The organism is Parashewanella sp. 2210YD4-3 (assembly GCF_056591735.1).
In genome coordinates this window covers 167,000-185,102 of record NZ_JBWQOG010000007.1, presented here as the reverse complement: position 1 = coordinate 185,102, position 18,103 = coordinate 167,000, and the positions used below count along the sequence as shown (strand labels likewise).

General features: G+C 38.7%; 10 protein-coding genes. 3 read left to right on the top strand and 7 right to left on the bottom strand.

Annotated features, from left to right (window positions below; translation table 11 throughout):
* Positions 1-91 precede the first annotated feature (91 nt).
* The 4 genes from AC1EU0_RS12280 to AC1EU0_RS12265 form a co-directional block, all read right to left on the bottom strand.
* On the bottom strand, positions 92-1,702 hold the full coding sequence (locus tag AC1EU0_RS12280) for a hypothetical protein (protein WP_480302751.1): 1,611 nt from the start codon (positions 1,700-1,702) through the stop codon (positions 92-94).
* Positions 1,703-1,865: 163 nt separating this feature from the next.
* Positions 1,866-3,443 carry a hypothetical protein gene (locus AC1EU0_RS12275; RefSeq protein ID WP_480302749.1) on the bottom strand — a complete coding sequence of 526 codons (1,578 nt, stop codon included), beginning with the start codon at positions 3,441-3,443 and terminating at the stop codon, positions 1,866-1,868.
* 78 nt (positions 3,444-3,521) lie between these two features.
* Complete coding sequence (locus AC1EU0_RS12270; protein ID WP_480302748.1) at positions 3,522-4,562, bottom strand: 2Fe-2S iron-sulfur cluster-binding protein; 1,041 nt, start codon at positions 4,560-4,562, stop codon at positions 3,522-3,524.
* A gap of 1 nt (position 4,563) precedes the next feature.
* Entirely contained in the window at positions 4,564-5,721 is a 1,158-nt protein-coding gene (locus AC1EU0_RS12265; protein ID WP_480302746.1) for an aromatic ring-hydroxylating oxygenase subunit alpha, read from the bottom strand.
* Between the two features lie 835 nt (positions 5,722-6,556).
* On the opposite strand from AC1EU0_RS12265, the gene AC1EU0_RS12260 reads away from it, so the two are divergent.
* Positions 6,557-7,162 (top strand): Yip1 family protein, encoded by a 606-nt coding sequence (locus tag AC1EU0_RS12260; RefSeq protein WP_480302744.1) that lies wholly within the window; start codon positions 6,557-6,559, stop codon positions 7,160-7,162.
* A 74-nt stretch (positions 7,163-7,236) separates the two neighbouring features.
* Here the strand turns inward: AC1EU0_RS12260 and glnS are convergent, their stop codons facing one another.
* From glnS to AC1EU0_RS12245, 3 genes are all read right to left on the bottom strand, one after another.
* Positions 7,237-8,910 carry a glutamine--tRNA ligase gene (glnS, locus tag AC1EU0_RS12255; protein WP_480302742.1) on the bottom strand — a complete coding sequence of 558 codons (1,674 nt, stop codon included), beginning with the start codon at positions 8,908-8,910 and terminating at the stop codon, positions 7,237-7,239.
* A 144-nt stretch (positions 8,911-9,054) separates the two neighbouring features.
* Positions 9,055-11,295, bottom strand: coding sequence for a Fe(2+) transporter permease subunit FeoB (feoB, locus tag AC1EU0_RS12250; protein ID WP_480302741.1), 2,241 nt, complete (start codon positions 11,293-11,295; stop codon positions 9,055-9,057).
* Positions 11,292-11,522: a FeoA family protein gene (locus tag AC1EU0_RS12245; protein WP_480302739.1), complete on the bottom strand. Its 231-nt coding sequence runs from the start codon at positions 11,520-11,522 to the stop codon at positions 11,292-11,294. Before AC1EU0_RS12245 ends, feoB begins: the two co-directional genes overlap by 4 nt.
* A gap of 652 nt (positions 11,523-12,174) precedes the next feature.
* Here AC1EU0_RS12245 and AC1EU0_RS12240 point away from each other — a divergent pair.
* Positions 12,175-14,952 carry a TonB-dependent receptor gene (locus tag AC1EU0_RS12240; RefSeq protein WP_480302737.1) on the top strand — a complete coding sequence of 926 codons (2,778 nt, stop codon included), beginning with the start codon at positions 12,175-12,177 and terminating at the stop codon, positions 14,950-14,952.
* Between the two features lie 521 nt (positions 14,953-15,473).
* Positions 15,474-18,083: a TonB-dependent receptor gene (locus tag AC1EU0_RS12235; protein ID WP_480302735.1), complete on the top strand. Its 2,610-nt coding sequence runs from the start codon at positions 15,474-15,476 to the stop codon at positions 18,081-18,083.
* The last annotated feature ends 20 nt before the right edge of the window (positions 18,084-18,103 follow it).

Sequence of the window (18,103 nt, the reverse complement as noted above, 5' to 3'; positions counted from 1 at the left end):
TAATAGCGCGTTGCTTCATCCTAAATAGAAGTAACTGAATTACAGCTTAACCTTGGTATTGTATTATTGGAATATTACGTTCGCTGGCCAATTAATTCACAGTTTTAGCAAATTCAAACGCAATTACATCGCCTTTTTTAGGTAAGGTCGATGATGATTTAACTCCATCATTTAAGTTAAGGAATGCATAGCTACCATCAAGCGAATGCCAACCCAAATAACCTTCTTTCACCTTATCTTGACCATAATCATCCTTGATAAACCAGCGTAATCGACTTCCAAACCAAGTTCTATCACCATTGCTTATTCTGCTGAAATCAAAGCACTGTGATGCTGCATTACCAAGATTAGGTTGAATTTTTCTCAATTTCACTCTCCCCATCAAATCAATGCTATCTACCAAATAAAATCTTTCACTTTTGAAAATGTTTATATCCAGTAAATCATTTTGTAACGCTTCTCCAGAACTCATTAGCTTAGCCACTTGCATAGATTCTTTAGAATCGTTTACCCCAATTACTGTAGAGTTATTTTGGGGTGACTTGACGGACACAAATGTACTTGGTTTCTCAGTATAAGACGCAGCGGTTTTAACTGTTATGTCAGGCACATACCACCCAGGTGTCGGAGTCGGCCCATCATATGTATTTGCTACGTTACTGCCATCACCTTGATGAGTATTTAGCGTTTCCAGAACAGAAGGCAGAGAATTAAAATCAGTGTCATCAATGGTGTTATTAGTTAGACGATCCATTTCTATATTTATTGAATTTGGGCCTATCTCATATTCTGAAATACCTGCTCCTTCATTTAATTCTTTGCTCTTAGTGTAATACTGCATATGGCTTAGAATTCCTTTCATTATTTGTGAATTAGATGTAAGCGGGGTATTGTCATTTGGGGTTAAGGTCAAATTTATACTATGAACTGAATTATCTTTCGGTAGTGCTCTTTTGTAATCAATGCCGGATGCGCTAATACCAGACTCAATATATACACTTAGTGGAGAACCATTCCCACCTTTAAAGTCTACGGGTATGGCACCGTCAGTAACTTGAACTCCAGGTTTGCTTACTCCCAAGTATAGATAATACCAATTCTTCACAACCAATCTAACTTCCATTTGTACGATAGTTTTAGACCCCATATGATCCCTACAAAATGGAGTAAAAGTTCTCCCTCCAACATAATAACCATCAGCATTATCTTGAATCTGATTTAATAAATTTATTGATTTTTTATGTGTACGGCTATCACTTGGAATTTTAAAAATATGTGCTGAACCAGAATTACTTTCTACTTCTTTTCCGATGTAATCATTCTCTGAAGATGAGAGGCTGTAATTGCTCATTGTTGATGCATTATTCACGAACTGAATTTTGTAACGCCTGACCCTTTGATTAGATTGTTCATCAGTGACAAGCTCATTTAACTTGGTTGTAAAATGTACGTTATTTTTTAATCCCAAAAATACCCATGGAACACCATTTTGTGGGTTTCGGAACTCCAAGCCATAAATATCATCTGGGTTCACATCTGAATTAACAAAGAAAAATCCGAAATTCCGACGGAACTCAAAACTGGTATTAACTTTAACAGGGCTTGAAGAGCAAGCTAAAGTCACTGGCACCGTTGATGCTAAGCTCGAATCAATATAGGAGCCAAAGCATAAGGCTAATAAAGCTATTACTAGTTTATTCATTATTAGAGGTACATTTGGAAGGACTGCTCTCGATTCTATCCATAGAGTCTGAATTGCAACTTAACTTAAGAGAACATAATTAGATGTTTTGTCACTCTTTTGATTTATTAGATCAAAAAAATGACAGAGGATCCCGCTTTTTATCCTTGAGCGGACATTAAATTTATTGATTTACTTTTGCAAATTCAAACCCAATCACATCACCTTTTTTAGGCAAGGTTGCTAATGACTTAGTGCCGTCATTCAGATTGAGAAAAGCATAGCTACCGTCAGGAGCATGATAACCAAAATATCCTTCTTGAATTTTGTCATTACCTTTTTCATCTTTAATCAGCCAACGTAATCGGCTTCCCCACCAAGTGATATCGCCATTGCTTAGCTTTGAGAAATTAAAATAGATGGGCTTAGCACCACCATTTTTTCGAATTTTAGTTAATTTAACTCTACCTTGAGAATCGACACTGTTTACGATATAAAATCTTTCTTGCTTGAAAACGTCAAAATCTAAAAGTTGATTTTGAAACGCACTACCCAACTCTATGAGCTTGGATATCTGATTTGAAACTTTCCAACCATTACTGCTAATCACAGGTGGAACGTCAGTGAATGACTTTACAGATTTAAATGTATCTCCCCCAACAGAGTCGTTGAATTTTTCAACAGTAACGTCAGGTACATACCAACCTGGAGTAGGAGGCGGAGCATCATAACGGTCATGATAGAAATTGTTATCTACAACCCGTAAAACTGAGGGTAAAGAGTTAAAGTCCGTTTCATTTACTGTGCTACTGTCAAGATATGCTGTTTGTATGTTTATCGCGTGAGGAGCAATTTCAGACATAGCACCACCTAGTGAGAAATCTCTAATATCAATATTCTTGGAATAAGTAGGAAGAAGATCTATAAACCCTTGTCTAACGGAAGAGTCCGGAAGCAATGATTTATTATCATTAGGGATTAGAGTTAGGTCTATGCTGTCAAAAGGGTTATCCCCCTGAAATGCTTTATGATAATTGATTCCTGTTTCAGTCACTCCAGCTTCAATAAAAATACTCAACGGAGAACCATTACCACCTTTAAAATCAACGGGAATTGCATCATCAGTGACTTGAACACCTGACTTACTTACCGTCCTAAAATGCTCACTATCACCTACGAGCAAAGTTACGTCGTAGTTCATGCTTAGCTTATCATTTGGATGTTCTCCGCAATAAGGTAAGTAACCGTCAAAGGAAATGCGGTCATTGTTTGCTACACCTTGTGTTTCTTCTGAAGTAGAAGGAATATGCCCCAACAGAAAGCTATGCTTTGTAAGCGAATGCCCTTCAGTTTTAAAATTAGGCTTTAACTTGACAGAAAACGGTGACTTTACAAAGTTATTCTCCGCATACGATTGCTTTAATTGAATTTTATAATGCCTTATTCTCTGATTTGAATTTTGATCAGTTACCAGCTCATTCAAAAGGAGATTGAAGTCCTCACCATTTTTTAAATCGACGAATCGATAATAATTATCTGAGTGAGGATCTTTGAATTCTAGGGCTGTTATGTCGTCAGGGTTTACATCTGAATTAACAAAGAAAAAACCTAGATTTTTTGGGAGTGTAAAAACAGCATTATCAAAATCATCAGATGGATAATGACATTCAAGCTGAAGAGGTATGGTTGCTGCAGAGGAAATATTGACCGTTGCTGCAAAGACACTAAACGCAACAGACAAAATCATATTTAAAGTCTTCATAGCATTATAGGCGTTTCCAAGTTTCCTTAATACTAATGAAGCATTACTGAATGCTGTCTGAACTGATGTTGGCTTATACTATTTATAGCTAATTTTTAACTTCAAAGAATGAGCAACCGCCTGACAGGCTAAGATCTTGCCACCACTAACTTCGTCATCATCTAATGCTGAATTATTTGGCATGTTTACTTCGCCATCTTCTAACTTACATTGGCAAGTACCACACAGTCCAGCCTCGCAAGAATGAGGAGCATTGATTCCCGCTTCTAACATAGCTTGAAGCAAACTTTCACCAGCATTAACTTTTAACTGATGTTTCTCCCCATTCAACTCCACTTGCAACTCTGCTTCAACACCACCTTGAAGTTCTGTCGGTGTCCCTAAACCAAAATATTCAGCGTGAATTCTACTGTCGGGAACATCAATGCTCTTTAAAGCCGATTTTACAGTAGGGATGAAACTGTCAGGCCCACACAGATAATATTGGCAATCTTGAGCATAAGGTGGGTTTTCACTTATAAAGGATTGAATAGCCTTATCATCCACTCTACCTGTTCTCCAAGGACTTGATTTAAACCAGCTTGGTGAACTGTGACAATGTTGAATGACTAGCCTATCGGAATATTTCTTTTCTAATTGGTTAAGCTCGTCAACAAAAATGGTGCTTGCTCCATCTTTATTTCCATAAAGCAAATAAGCAAAACTATTGGCTTCTTTCTCAAGAACACTGGTTAACATAGCGTAAATAGGCGTGATTCCGGAACCTGCTGCAAAAAAGTAATGACTTCTTCTTTTGCTCTGATCTGGTTCTAAAACAAAATTGCCATTTGGCTGAGTAACTTGAATTACTTCTCCGATACTTAACTTCTCATTGATGTATGTTGAAACTCTCCCCTTCTTTACTTTTTTAACGGTAATTCTAAACTTGTCATGATTATCAGATGAAATTGAATAATTTCGAGTAAAAAACTCTCCACTAACTTCAATTTGAATTCTAATATGCTGTCCTGCTTTCCAATTAAACAAGTCCTGTATATTATCGGGAATTGAAAAACACACCGAAACAGAATCTTTTGTTTCTTGTGAAATATCTGAAACGGTTAAGTCATACCAGTTCATTTTACTTCTCCGATAAATACGGCTTTAAATACTCTAACACCATTTGTTGATGCCCACGAACAGGCGACTCCCCATTCTCAGCCGAAGGTCCGAGTTCAAAATAAGGGCTTTGAAATGATTTTTGTTGTTGCTCACAAACATAGATGTCTTCTTTCATAAAATCAGCTGAACCAAGTGGATGCTTGCTGTCTTCATTTGGGTACTTGGCCGTGATTCGTTTTTGCCAAAAAGAAGCCGAACGCATACTGTATTTGGCAAACTCCCAATCCGAAGCTGGCATAACTTTAGTTCTAATTTCAACACGTGTTTTATCGGCAGCAATGGGGATGACATGAAAAACAGACCACGCTGCTTCTGACTCACCTAATCCAACTCCTGGAAACAACATAGGAACGTAAGCACCAAGTGACTCTTTTGGAATATGATCAATCAATGGCATTGAAGAGTGTTTTTCAAGGTTTGCGGCATATTCCTCATCAAGAGGTTCCCAAAATGCAAAGTGTGGTCCAACAAACCCAAATTCCGCTTTTGCATGATCGTACATATTCAATGTACCGCTATGAAGTTGTGCAAGATGATAATGATCGATGTAATTCTCAACCACGATTTTCCAATTGGCATTAATCTCTTCTACAACCTTATAATCTTTTGCTTCGACGAGATTTTCTACTTGATGCGGACCTAGCAAGCTTTCGATTGGTGCAAACCATTCTGTGATTGATATCGGATTCTCTTCAGGATGAACCCATAACATGCCACGCCATATATCCACTGAAGCACGTTTGAGTCCAAGACAACTTTTATCCAAGTTTGCAAACTCAACTGCCATTTTAGGCACAGATATAAGCTCACCTTCGAGATCGTAGGTCCAATCGTGATAAGGACACGTTATCGATTTTTGTGCCTTTCCTTCTGCTCTTAATAACTGAGTTCCTTTGTGACGGCACATATTATGGAAAGCTCTTAAGCGGTGATCTCGCCCCATTACGATAATGATGCTGTTCAGGCCTGCTTGAATAGATTTGTACTGACCCGGTTCAGAAATATCCTCCATCAAACCAGCAAAATACCAGTTCTTGGAAAAAATATGCTTCATTTCCAAATCGAACCACTCAGGATCGGTATAAGCTTTTAGCGGAATCACATCATTTTTATTCATAATAACTTCCTAAAAAAATGCACCATAACAACGAAAGACTACACAAAAATAAAGCAACTAGTTGCAACTACAGCCCAAATTAACATGGTAAACCAGTACATCCCTGGCTGTTCAGAACGTTTATAAGATTCCCAAATATAGGCCTCCCCTCGAACCAAATCGAATAACAGCCATAAAATAAGGAAAAAACCAAGCCAATAGCTCCAAGGTAAAGACATGAACATAAGTGAACCTCAAATGTAAATTGTCACAGTGAAAACAAACATACCATAACAACAAATAGAGTCAATTATGTCACCGAAATAGAGACTGATTTATATCTATAGCTAAACCAATCTAAAATGACTTTCTCAGAGCTTTCTGTGGAGACACAATTTGAGGCGCATCAATGCAATCATGTAGATACTTTATAAATTGATGTAACAAAAAAGTGTGCCTCCACAGAAGCTCCTAACAGGCTGGTTTAAAAGAAATTTATGCTGTGTTAAATCGTCTCAACGTAGCAATGTAATAACGACAGCTTTGTATGTCGGTAATAACTATGTATTCACCGATTTGCCTTGCCTAAATTTCTTTTAATTCCAGCTGAGTGCCTAATTTTATATTGATTTAGCTATATAGCTTGACTCTTTCTAATTTATGTTCAATAAATAGACTATAACCATAAGGTTTGTGCAGGTTCTCTGCACTGTGGTGTGAGACGTAAAGTTGTCTAAACCATTATTTTTTTATACGGGAGTTGGTTAAGGCAATTGATACCTTGTCCGAGGCACCGTGGATCATTAGCAAATGATGACCATGGAGGGTAAACGAGTAATGAAAAGGGATAATTATAATGATCTTAAATCACCTGATGGGTTTATATACCCAACCTAGAAAAGAGTGGCAAAACATTGAAAAAAACCATGAATCACTACAAAGTAGTTTATCTCATGTGTTATTAGTTGCTTTAATTCCTGCACTTTGTGCATACATAGGTTCTGCTCATATTGGTTGGAACCCTGTAGCAAGCTCAGAAAAATTATTTTTAACTACCCATAGTGCGATTTTGATGTCTGTTGCAATGTACTTCGGTTTATTGGTTGGCGTGCTTGCTCTCGCATACCTAGCCCATTGGATGGCAAAAACATTTGATGCTAAACCTACCTTTACTCAAGCCATTGAATTAGCTTCATATACCGCGACTCCAATGTTTATGGTCGGATTATCGGCACTCTATCCAGAGCTTTGGTTTATGATGATAGTGGGATTATTTGGGGTTAGTTACTCAGTATACCTACTCTACACCGGCGTTCCCATTATTATGAATATACCTGAAGAAAAGGGCTTTATTTATTCAAGTTCTCTCGTCACTTGTGGACTATGTCTGCTAGTAGCATTAATGGCAACAAGCGTGATTTTATGGAGTAATGGCTTTGGTCCAGAATTAGCAGGTGGCTAAACTCTGTTACACATACAAAAATGCCAGTCATGATGACTGGCATTTTCAGTTTAAAGAGGTAGCTAAAACTCTATTTAACCAGCAAAAGTATCTCTCAAACCAACAGTTAGGTTGAAAACCAAGTTATCAGCTGATGAGTCTTTATTATCGGCGCAAAAGTAACCTTCACGCTCAAACTGATACGCTCTTTCTGCTTCAGCTTTTACAAGACTAGGCTCTACTACACCACGAGCAACTACTAGAGACTCAGGGTTGATGATGTCATCAACAGACTCTGCCGCCGCTGGGTTTGCATCAGTAAATAGGCTATCGTATAAACGGAATTCAGCAGGTTTTGCATGTGAAGCTTCAACCCAATGAATAACTCCTTTCACTTTACGGCCATCACTTGGGTTTTTGCCTAAAGTTTCAGGATCATAAGTACAATAAATTGTAGTTACATTACCGTCTTCGTCTTTATCGCAGCGTTCCGCTTTAATCACATACGCGTTACGTAAACGAACTTCTTTATCTAACACTAAGCGTTTGTATTTCTTATTAGCTTCTTCACGGAAATCTGCCGCATCAATGTATAACTCACGGCCAAATGGTAATTCACGCTTACCCAAATGCTCATGGTTCGGGTGCGCAGGAGCAGATAGAGTTTCAACTTCACCTTCTGGGTAGTTTTCAATTACTACTTTGATAGGATTAAGTACTGCCATAGCGCGAGGAGCATTTTCGTTTAGATCTTCGCGAATACAGGCGTTTAACATACCTACTTCAACTAAGTTATCCATCTTAGTGACACCAATGCGTTTACAGAACTCACGGACTGATGCAGGCGTGTATCCACGACGGCGAAGTGCTGCAATAGTCGGCATACGAGGATCATCCCACCCATCGACAATGCTTCTTTCAACCAAATCATTTAATTTACGCTTTGACATCAAGGTGTATTCAAGATTCAAGCGAGAGAATTCGTATTGACGAGTTCTATTCGGTTTATTGAAATCATCCAAATGATCCAAAATCCAATCGTAAACACGTCTGTTATCTTGGAATTCAAGCGAGCATAGAGAGTGCGTGATATTTTCAATCGCATCAGAAATACAGTGAGTGAAGTCATACATTGGGTAAATGCACCACTTATCACCTGTTTGATGATGTTCAGCAAAGCGAACTCGATAGAGCACGGGATCACGCATACACATAAATGATGAAGCCATATCAATTTTGGCTCTTAGCGCACACTCACCTTCTTTAAATTCGCCTAGACGCATTTTTTCAAATAACGCTAAATTCTCTTCAACCGAAGTATCTCTATATGGGCTATTTTTTCCAGGTTCTTTCAAGGTACCACGATACTCACGAGTTTCTTCTCCATTTAAAAAGCAAACATAAGCCAGCCCTTTATTGATCAACTCTATTGCATATTGGTGCAATTGATCAAAATAGTTTGAAGAATACTTTACATCACCGTCCCATTGGAAACCTAGCCACTCAACGTCAGCCTGAATGGAATGAACATAATCAATATCTTCTTTTTCAGGGTTAGTATCATCAAAACGTAAATTACACTTACCTTTGTAATCTTTAGCAATGCCAAAATTCAAGCAAATTGCTTTCGCGTGACCAATGTGGAGAAACCCATTTGGTTCAGGCGGAAAACGTGTATGCACTTGTGTATGTTTTCCGCTATCAAGATCATCATCGATAATATTACGAATGAAGTTACTTGGACGTACTTCGCTGCCCTCGTGATCCATGAATGTCCTCTATATCATCTAAAACTTAAAATTTAATAACAAAGAATAATCCTACAGTTGAGCAAGAGTTACAATGCCCTAAGGTTAAACTTTATAAAAAAAGCGACCATTTGGTCGCTTTTTAAAGGTTTTCGTATATATCCATTAACTTGTTACGACTTTAACACCAGGAATAACCTGCTGAACTTGTTTTCCTTTCTTTTTAAGCCATTGGTAAAAAACGAATAGCAGAGACAACACACCAACAATCCAAGCTGTAGATGAAACAGGGTGCTCAGTGAAAGTCGCGGTTTGATAAACTAACACTGAACTGCCATAGGCCATACCAAATGTCCATAAGGCCGCAAATCTTGCCCACTTGCCACCAAACTCGCTTACTAACGCTCCTAATGCCGCTACGCATGGGGTATATAACAAAATAAACAACAAATATGAAAAAGCAGCAATTTTCGTAACAAAACCCGCTTGTAAAGCACCAAAGGTTGCAACATCGACATCTTGGTCTTCAGCCGCCACCCGCTTATCTTTTACATCACCAATATTTAATGACAATGGATCTTCCACTTTAATATCCAATAAATTGGCAGGAATAGTGGCAATAGCTTCATTCAGGCTATGCAAAAACGGTTCAACTTCAGAGTCCTGCTGACCTGAATATAAGTTGTTCAAAGTACCTACCACGGCTTCTTTTGCAAAAAGACCAGTAATAATACCTACTGTAGCTGGCCAGTTATCTTCTTTAATTCCTATAGGGGAAAACAATGGAGTAACTTTCTGACTGGCAACGCTCAGAACAGAGTTGCTGCTGTCCTCATTTCCAAATGAACCATCTGTACCAATGGCATTGATAAAGTTAAGCAAAGTTACCACGATAACGATGGTTTTCCCTGCGCCAAAAATAAAACTCTTAGTCCGCTTCCATGTACGTGACATAACTGACTTAAACTGCGGCACTTCGTAATCCGGCAACTCCATTACAGATGTACTACTCGTCCCTGGAAGAATGGTTTTTCTCAATAATAACCCTGTTCCTACTGCGACAACGATACCAAGAATATATAGTAAAAATACGATATTTTGCCCTGACTCAGGGAAAAAGGCCGCTGCAAATAAAGCATAAACCGATAGTCGAGCACCACATGACATAAAGGGTGCCATCATTCCAGTCACTATACGTTCTCTTTCATTACCTAAAGTTCGAGTAGCCATGATGGCTGGCACGTTACAACCAAAACCAACAATCATAGGTACAAATGCTTTACCGGGTAAACCAATTCTGCGCATCAAGCCATCAACCACAAACGCCGCTCGAGCCATATAACCTGAACTTTCTAAAATAGAAAGTACCAAGAAAAGAGCAGCAATCACCGGAATAAAGGTTGAAACGGTTTGAACCCCCTGCCCGACACCACCTGCTAAAATAGTAACTAACCAATCTGGTGTACCTATATTTGATAAAAACAATCCAAAGTGGTCAACAAACAATGCACCTGAGGTGATGTCAAAAAAGTCAATAAATGCACTACCGACATTTATGCTTAGCATGAACGTCATATACATCATAAACAAAAAGAAAGGTACACCAAGCAAAGGATGTAGAGCTAATTTATCGAATTTATCGGAAAAAGTAGGTCTTTTCTCGTCACTGATGACATCTTGGCAAACTTGGTCGGCAAACTGATATCGGGCGCTTGCAATCAAGATTTCTATATCGCTGTTATCAGAGGTTAAGGATTCACCACATGCCTGCTTTCTCGTGAGTTGCGTTAAGGCTTGAGAGCGGGACACTTCACTGTCTTTTTGTAACTCAGTAATTTTTCTTTCGACTTGAGAATCATAATTCAAGAGTAAAGGAGCTTGTGCTTCCTCATTCTTAAGAATATCAACCAGAACTTGCTTGACCTTTTCAATGTCTTGCTCGTTGCGAGAACAAACATTAATAACAGGGCAAGATAAGCGCGTACTCAGTTTTTCTAGGTCAATTTCAATACCACGCTGTAAAGCAACATCATACTTATTTAATAGGACTACAACAGGTATGCCTAGCTCAAGTAATTGAGTAGTTAAATATAAGTGACGTTCTACATTAGAGGCGTCTACTAGGTTAACAATACAATCTACTGCCTGTTGAGATAAATATTGTTGAGCAATGGTTTCATCTAATGAACAATCGCAGCCGTCTTTAGCCGCGGTTAGGTCATATATACCAGGTAGATCAGTGATAGCGACTTCAATATCATTATGCTCAAACTTTCCGGTTTTCTTTTCTACCGTTACACCCGACCAATTTCCAACTTGTTGATTAGAGCCTGTCAGTGCATTAAATAATGTTGATTTACCTGCATTTGGATTACCAACGGTTACACAAGTGAAAGTTGGCTTCATCTTATTACCTCGATCGCATCAGCTAATTCGCTACGCACACAAAGACGAGATCCTCTGACCTCTATCTCTAGACCACTGCCTAGCGGCGCTCTTCTGATCAGCTTTATTTTACTCTGCGGTGTTATCCCCATTGATAACAACTTTCTTTTAATTGTTTGTGACAAGTTGGAGTTACCAATTTTAGAAACAGTAACACTGTCTCCAGGTTCAAGCTCGCTTAGCTTCATTGCACCTTACCTTACTTTATCGGCCTAGCCTGTTCGTATACGAACATATGAATCATTTTTATTGTGCAAATCATACTCTACAAAAACTTCAAATGATAATGATTTTCAATAGAAATTATTGCAGTGAGTCACGAAATAAAGATGTAACAGTATAGAAGCAGCTGAGAAACATCAAAACATTAACATCATAGCTAAAATAATGAGACGTAAAAATATTAACAATATTTATCGCAAGCCATATAAAAGTGAAATAAAAAGGAATTAATTTAAATAAATATTTAAACACACAAAATATCAGCTCAAATCTTAATCAAACAAACCGTTTAAATCACATCTATAAAATAAACAATATAATTACATATAAAACTTTTGAGCATCATAATTAACCTAAAATAAACAAAAATTGCTAGTTTAACGACCAGTTAATATAGAAAAAAATACTTTCCACCTTAGAAAACAAATAATCATACAAAAGAGATTATTAATCACCCAGTGCGTTAATAAAATGTTAATAGCGAATACAAATATCAATGTAAGAACAATGTTGCAAAGTTAAATATATTTAGTTTATGTTTTAATTAAGTAACCAGAAGTTACTTGTTGAAACATAAAAATTCTAAAAATAAAACAACAATGTATTGGGAGTTAAACAATGAGTTCTAATCATGTATTAGCAAAATCAGTTCGTTTAGCATTAATTGCAGGTGCAACTACAGGTGCATTTTCAGTTTCGAACGTAATGGCTGAAGATTCTTCTGCTAAAGTAGAAAGAATTGAAGTAACTGGTTCTCGAATTAAAAGAACCGATATGGAAACTGCAAGCCCAGTTACCACAATTGATGCTTCTGCTATCAGCGCAACGGGGGCTACATCTATTGATGATGTGCTTCAAAAAATGACCGCTGCTGGCGGTGCTATGACCAACTCTGGTATTAACAACGGCTCTGGTGGTAACAGCCGTATTAACCTTCGTGGTCTAGGTTCTAACCGCACACTAATTCTTGTTAACGGTCGCCGTATGATTGCATCTGGTACTGGTGCTGCTTCAACCGTTGACTTAAACACCATCCCTGTTTCAATGATACAACGTGTTGAAATCCTAAAAGACGGTGCTTCTGCTGTTTATGGTACTGATGCTATTGCCGGTGTTGTTAACATTATTTTAAAACGTGATTTTGATGGCCTAGAGATGAATGCTCAAACTGGTTTATCTGGACACGATGATGCCAATGAATCTAGCATCGATTTCACTTTAGGGAACTCGTTTGAGAAAGGTAACATTGTTATCAACGCTCAATACACTAAACGTGGTGATGCAAGCCAAGCTAGCCGTAAATTCTCTGACTGCCCTATCGCTGAAACAGGTAAGCCAGGCAACAAGTCAACTTTCTGTGGTGGTTCTTCATATTCTCAAGGCGGTCACATCTGGGGCGACAAAAACCACGGTATTACCAAATCAGGTAAAGATAAAGAGGGCAATGAAATCTTTGCTGTAGGTGATTCTGGCTTCTACGGTAAATATGTTGCAGGTAAAGACGGAAAGCCTGAATTCAAATATCACGATGATAAAAAGAAACAAGCTGACGTAAGTGGTCGTGGTGACAATTACCATCCATTTGTAGGCTCTGGTGAAAACAACGACCGTTATAACTACGCAAAAGACAGTTATCTTTCTACACCAATGGAAAGACTTAACCTGACTTTCTCTGGTACGTATGAGCTAACTGACACTATGACATTCTTCTCTGAAGCAATGTATACCAAGCGTTGGTCTACTCAGCAAATGGCGCCACAACCAATTTGGAACAAGTCTCCTTGGGTTTATATGCCTAAGAAGAATGGCGGTTGGATGACAGATGACTTACTTCCTTTCGTACAAAACGGCGAGAAAGTAAGCTACGGTCGTCGTATGGTTGAATCAGGCACTCGTAACTTCTCACAAAACGTTGATACCATTCGTCTAGTATTGGGTCTTGAAGGTGAGCTTGATAACGGCATGACTTGGGACGTTTCTTACAACAAAGGTAAAAACGACTCAGTTGATAAGCTAGCCAACCTACACAACTTAGGCGCTATCGACAAAGCTGTAAAAGACAAGAAATTTGATCCTTTCCTACAATCTTCTTGGAAAGGCGACAGCATCAAACCATTTATCTACACCGAAATGAACAGTGGTGGTAGTGAGTTAGATATCGCAGCATTTAACTTTGCAGGTGAATTATTCGAACTTCCTGCTGGTGTAGTTGGTTTTGCATCAGGTATTGAATACCGTAAAGAGTCTGCATACTACACGCCTGATTCATTAACCGCTCAAGGTCTTGCTAACGACCCTCGTGTTGAGCCGACTTCTGGTTCATTCAGCGTAAGAGAGGCTTACACTGAATTTGCTATCCCACTGCTAAGTGAAATGCCACTTGCTGAGCAAGTTGACCTAAGCGCAGCAGCTCGCTTCTTTGATTACAGCACTTTTGGTTCTGATAAAACTTGGAAGCTTGGTTTAACATGGCGCCTAAACGATAGCATCATGCTACGTGGTGTAAGCTCTACTGCATTCCGTGCTCCAACGGTAAGCGAACTATATGGCGGTTCTTCACCATCGTTTGACCAAATCAAGCATAAAGCTACTAAGCAAACCCAAGCTGAAGTAACCGTTGGTGGTAACCCATTACTGACTCCAGAAGAAGCGAAAACGCTAACCGCTGGTGTAGTAATCGAGCCTAGCTTTGTTGAAAACCTATCGTTAACGGTTGACTACTACGATATCGACATCACTAACGCAATCACTAAAGTTGATTCTAACTACATCGCAAATAAGTGTTTAAGTGATTCTGGTGACAAGATCAACCAAGGTACTGCACTATGTAAATCTGCGGCAATTAACCTAGATTCAACCGGTCGCATTACCTTTAACAACGGTCTACAAAATATTGGTGCAGCTAAAACTTCTGGTTTTGACGTCAACGTGGCGTACGGCTTCGATGCAATGGGCCTAGAATGGAAAACTAACTTAGACACTTCTATCCTTACCAACTTTGAAGAGTTTGACCCAGATGGAAACGCTGTAGACTATAAAGGCTACATCACTGGTGGTGTAGGTGCATACGCTAAGCTTAAATCAAACCTAAGCATTAAAGCTTCAAGTGATGATTGGTCTGCTACTTATGCAGTACGTTTCATTGACGGAATGGATTCATTTGCTTGTAAAGATGATCCAACCGACTGTGTCGCACCAACTGTAGGCAGCGTTGTATATCATGACATGCTAGGTTCTTATTCTCTAACTGATAGCGTTACTCTATCAGGTGGTATTAAGAACGCATTTGATAAGCAGCCTCCATACTACTCAGGTAACAATGACTCGAACACTGATCCATACACCTATGACGTTATTGGTCGATTCTTCTTCCTGAAAGCAAATGTTAAATTCTAAATACTAATTTAACAGTAAAGAGTGGTTCAATATTGAATCACTCTTTTGTCAATAAGACTGTATATTCAAGCAATTCACCTTTCTTAAAATGCAATTTTCTTCTTATTTAAAACTTCCACAACCCAAAATGAGAACAAAAAACAATCAAACAGTCATTAATTATAATTTTATTTAATCAAAACAAATAAAACATATCAAAAACATATTAGACCTAATTAAAAAACATACTAAAAACAACTATAACAAAAACACAATATTCATTGTGATATATACCTACCAACCATCTTATTTAGCTCAAAACACACTCAAATGTTAACAAATATAATTAACAACCGATGATTTGTTATCAATATTGTTAAATACGCTCATTGTTTGTTTTGTATACATAGTGTTGCCGATAAAAATTTAATGTGATTATATTCGGGTCAATGTAATTAGATTTTTATTTCAAAATAAACCTGAAATTACATTTTAAAATCTAAAAAATTAAATAATAATTCGTTTTTGAGGGAGAAATAACAATGCAAGCTAATGCTGTATTAGCCAAAGCTGTACGCCTCGCGTTAATAGCTGGTGCAACATCCGCAACATTGTCTACTGCAAATGTAATCGCTGCAGAAGATTCTGAAAAAGTAGAACGTATTGAAGTAACAGGTTCACGTATTAAAAGAACTGATCTAGAAGGTTCTTCACCTGTAACAACCATCGATGCAGCTGCAATCGAAAAAACTGGTGCTCTAAGTGCGAGTGACCTACTAAGAGGCAGCAACTTAAACTCTTTCGGTTCTTTCTCAGAGCGCTCTGGTAGCTCAGCACAATCTCAAGCAGCTATCAACCTACGCGGTGCAGGTTCAGATCGTACTCTTGTACTTTTAAACGGTAAGCGTATGCCTGGCTCTCCGACTCTAGGTGGTACGTCAGTAAACTTGAACTTGATCCCTACTGCAGCGATTGAGCGCATTGAAGTACTAAGTGATGGCGCATCTGCTATTTATGGTTCTGACGCAATCGCTGGTGTTGTTAACATTATTCTTCGTAAAGATTTTGAAGGTCTAGAATTCTCTGTTACTGGTACTCGCCCAATTAAAGAAGGTGGTGATGAGTGGAAAGCACACATCGTTGGTGGTGCATCTGGTGAGCGTGGTAATGTTTCTTTCTCATTCGAACATCTAAACCGTGACATCATTTTCCAACGCGATCGTTTCTACTCTCGCGCTACAGGCCACAAAGCAGAAAAATTTAATGATACCACTGGTATTTCTGCGTATGCTCGAAACTTCCGAGATAAAGATGGTCAATTTCGTCCTCTAGAAGCTTGTAACAACCCTAAAATGGTTGATGGCGGCCGCACATTCGATTACGGCGGTGGCGATTTTATCTGTGGTTATGACTATACCGCAGAAGCCGCTGACCACGCTGCTCGTAGTTACACTGCAGGTTATGTAAGTGGTGAATATGAAATCACAGACGAACTACGTTTCGAAGGTCAAGGCCTATTTGCTCGTAACGAGACCTTTGGTCGCTTTGCGCCTGCTGCAGGTCATTTTGGTGTAAAAGCTGGTGCAGTTAACATCAGAAACTACGACGAAGATGGTAAGTTCACAGGTATCGGGAAAAACAAAACTGACGGTCGTGTATTCTACCGCTTCACCGATGTTGGTACCCGTGACACTGAAACCGTTGACTACAGCACTGACATTCAACTTGCCATTATTGGCGAGCATGATGACTTTGGTTGGGATGTAAACTATCACTATACTCTTCAAGAAAACAACGCTTACGGCAAAGGCTATGTACATCGCCCTACCGTTGAGAAGTTAGTTGAATCTGGTGAGTTTAAGTTTGGTCCAGAAGGCAATTCAGCAGACGTTATTGCCAAAATCCGTCACGATACTCTAAAACGTGACACCATGAAGTTCCACAGCATTAACGCTGGCATCAACTTCGAAGCCATTGACCTAAGCGGCGGCATGATTGGTTGGTATTTCGGTGCTGAAGCACTTAAATATGACTATGTGGCTGATGTAGATGCTCAAACTGCTGCAGGGGATGTAATCGGTTCGTCTGGTAATGGTTCAGGTGGTGATCGTGAAGTTATTGCTGCATTCATGGAAACAGTTGCTCCAATTACTGATGACTTAGAATTCAACATGGCTCTTCGCTATGATGACTATAGTGACTTTGGTTCAGCAGCTACACCAAAGCTAGGTCTACGTTACCAAGCTCTTGAAGATGTTGTTATTCGTGCATCTTGGGGTAAAGGTTTCCGTGCTCCATCTCTAACTGATTTGTATGCAGCAGATTCTTTCAGCTCTGATTCAGCTACCGATTACCATTACTGTGAAGCTTCTAAAACTCCTGTAAGCGAGTGTAAAGCCAAGCAATACGATGTTACTCGTAAAGCGAATGATAAGTTAGAAGCAGAAAAATCTGACTTCGTAAACTTAGGTGTTATCTGGAGCATTACTGATCAACTTAGTACTAAAGTAGAGTACTACAATCTTGATATTAAAAATGCTATCCAATTTATCTCTCTTGATGCATTACTAGAGCAAGAGCGAGAAGTTGGTTATGGAAACCTTAAACAAGGTAAACTTAAGCGTGTAGGCGATAACCCTAATGGTAAGATCGACTCTGCAGAAACTCCTCTAGTAAACGGTGAAGGCCTTAAGACTTCAGGTATCGATTTAAATATTGCATATACTGATATTGAAACTTCATTCGGTGAGTTTGGTTTCGTTTATGATCAAAGTTATGTACTGAACTATAAAGAAGAAGAGTTCTTCAGTGGTCCAGTAGTTGATAAGATTGGTCGTAACGGTTTACCAAAGCTAAGAGCAGCATTCACTATTGATTGGAACATGGACAACCACAGCGCATCTCTAATCACTAAGTACATTCATAGCCAATATGAGCGTACGGTTAAAGGTGTAAGCAGCGGTCACTTAAGCTCTCAAACCACTATGGATTTCAACTATAACTATAGTACTGATTGGGAAGGTAAGTTCAGCTTTGGTATTCGTAATCTAACTGACAGAGATCCTGTTTTAGACTCAAGCAACGACTTCGATGCTAGCCTTTACAACATCTACGGTCGTACTTTTGTAGCAAATTACACGCAAAAGTTCTAAGAGAACTCTTTTTCTTATAA